Below are 2,122 nucleotides of genomic sequence, written 5' to 3'. Positions count from 1 at the left end.
GTTTGCATTCCCTGATAGCTCAGTTGGTAGAGCACTCGGCTGTTAACCGAGTTGTCACAGGTTCGAGTCCTGTTCGGGGAGCCTTCTAGCTCTCATAGCTCAGTAGGTAGAGTGCATCCATGGTAAGGATGAGGTCACCGGTTCGATCCCGGTTGAGAGCTCCATTTTTTGCAAGGCCCGTTGGTCAAGGGGTTAAGACACCTCCCTTTCACGGAGGTAACAGGGGTTCGAATCCCCTACGGGTCACCATTTTTTAGCTACATAGCATCACCTGGACGCTTAGCTCAGCTGGGAGAGCATCTGCCTTACAAGCAGAGGGTCGGCGGTTCGATCCCGTCAGCGTCCACCATTATTGGGGATTAGCCAAGCGGTAAGGCAACGGACTTTGACTCCGTCACTCCCAGGTTCGAATCCTGGATCCCCAGCCATTTTAGCAAGAGCCATTAGCTCAGTTGGTAGAGCACCTGACTTTTAATCAGGGTGTCGAAGGTTCGAGTCCTTCATGGCTCACCATTGTTTCATCAAGCGCATGTGGCGGAATTGGCAGACGCACTAGACTTAGGATCTAGCGCCTTTGGCGTGGGGGTTCAAGTCCCTCCATGCGCATCGTAAAAGAAAAAAACCCTTGATATTCAAGGGTTTTTTTCTTTCTCTCCTCCACATCCCCTAACTACCATTTTAATAGAAAAGACGGTTTTTTATGTACATTTTTAACATTCAACAAAAAGGGGGCTTCCAGTAGTCAGGCTTTACTGACTTTCTGGACAGCCCCAATCTATAAACCAACAGTTAGCTAGTAAACATTAGGCGAAAATAGTGGATACAGTTAAAGTCCATGTAGACCCGAAGGCTGAGAGAGTAGCAGTTGTGTTTCCCCCGACGTTAGGTTTAAAATTACCTGCTCCTGTGGACAAGACGGCTCCCCAGGAGGTTGGAGCAGTGTAACTAAAGGTACTAGCAATTGGATTTTGTGTTATGCTATTTTGGAACAAGCCACTGCTAGGAGTTATTCCATAAACCCCATAAATAACTTGTTTATTAGTCGCTGTAACGCCCGAAGCATATACTTCCCACCCGCCAGATACTTCCTGAAGCTTCCAATACTTTAACCCGTGAGAATCGTAGACATAGGATACGTAGATTGTTAAATGCCCTTTTATCGAGTATGTGGAATCCCACTTAGTTTCAGTTTTTGATGCGTCATAACTAGCAAGGGTGGTGACTGCATAAGTTGAAATGAGATCACCGGATGCTTGATCTTGCTTTTCGGTTAGCAGCTGTGCAGTTCTATATTGTGTAACTGATAGCGGCTTATTATCGTCGGACAAAATTTGTTCTCTACTCACTTGATTTTCAATAGGTAAATCAGAGACATTGTTTATTGCTCTTTGAATCAAAATGCTAGGGTCCTTGATTTCAACATTATTCTCTAGCAATTTGTATGGAGTATCTTGGAGCGAGGATGCGCTAGCCGGTAAAACCAAAATTAGTGTGAGAAGCGTTGACAGAATAGCACTGATAATTTTCTTTTTCATCCTGATACCTCCTGAATTGTATATTATATCCACATATTAAGATTAAACCAACTAAATATATAAGTCAAATAAAAGATATCAATATACTATGAATATTTTCTATTTTCCTCCTCGTTTTGCGAGTTATGCAAATTTGGTCAAACTGGAGTACGTAGTGGCCACAGGACTACATTCCTGATGCTGCTGATGGATTATTGGTACCGAACAACTCCACGCAATGGCGAACGATCTCTAGTGAACTTTGCCCAAGAATCTGTTGCAATGTAAAAAATATCTCCTCCATTTTTGTTTAGAAACTTATTGGAGAGCCCAACTGTACGACGAACATGGGTATCTTCCTTTAGAAACCCAAACAAGGGCTGTTGAGCGCTCAATTATCCACCATTGTCTGGTTAAAGACCTCTGGTTTAGAATGACTACTAACCTAGTCGCCAAGAATGAATGAAATAGTATAGATATTGAGTTTATGAGTATAAAAGAAATATTATTCGACTATTCAAAAAAACATAAATTACCTTGTTTGTATACTTACTAATTATTATGCTAATATATAGATTGGAATTATTTTCTTGTCGAATTATGATGAA

1 protein-coding gene and 7 tRNA genes are annotated in these 2,122 nt (G+C 41.9%); 7 read left to right on the top strand and 1 reads right to left on the bottom strand.

Annotated features, from left to right (window positions below):
• Window positions 1–8 precede the first annotated feature (8 nt).
• The 7 genes from JFN88_RS13975 (at window position 9) to JFN88_RS13945 (ending at window position 606) form a co-directional block, all read left to right on the top strand.
• Window positions 9–81, top strand: a tRNA-Asn gene (locus tag JFN88_RS13975).
• Window positions 82–88: 7 nt separating this feature from the next.
• Window positions 89–164 (top strand) — tRNA-Thr (locus tag JFN88_RS13970).
• Window positions 165–174: 10 nt separating this feature from the next.
• A tRNA-Glu gene (locus JFN88_RS13965) sits at window positions 175–249 on the top strand.
• A gap of 24 nt (window positions 250–273) precedes the next feature.
• Window positions 274–349, top strand: a tRNA-Val gene (locus JFN88_RS13960).
• A 4-nt stretch (window positions 350–353) separates the two neighbouring features.
• Window positions 354–428: transfer RNA gene (locus tag JFN88_RS13955), tRNA-Gln, on the top strand.
• A gap of 9 nt (window positions 429–437) precedes the next feature.
• A tRNA-Lys gene (locus tag JFN88_RS13950) sits at window positions 438–513 on the top strand.
• A 12-nt stretch (window positions 514–525) separates the two neighbouring features.
• Window positions 526–606: transfer RNA gene (locus tag JFN88_RS13945), tRNA-Leu, on the top strand.
• Between the two features lie 197 nt (window positions 607–803).
• Here the strand turns inward: JFN88_RS13945 and JFN88_RS13940 are convergent.
• Window positions 804–1,535 carry a hypothetical protein gene (locus JFN88_RS13940; protein WP_199019917.1) on the bottom strand — a complete coding sequence of 244 codons (732 nt, stop codon included), beginning with the start codon at window positions 1,533–1,535 and terminating at the stop codon, window positions 804–806.
• Window positions 1,536–2,122 lie beyond the last annotated feature (587 nt).

Source organism: Paenibacillus roseus (assembly GCF_016424485.1).
In the GTDB taxonomy this organism is placed as follows: Bacteria; Bacillota; Bacilli; order Paenibacillales; family Paenibacillaceae; genus Paenibacillus_D; species Paenibacillus_D roseus.
This window is presented reverse-complemented; position numbering and strand designations above follow the sequence as displayed.

What these genes read in the sequence shown, in the direction of transcription:
- JFN88_RS13940 (WP_199019917.1), bottom strand. Translation starts at nt 1,535, where the DNA reads ATGAAAAAGAAAATTATCAGTGCTATTCTGTCAACGCTTCTCACACTA.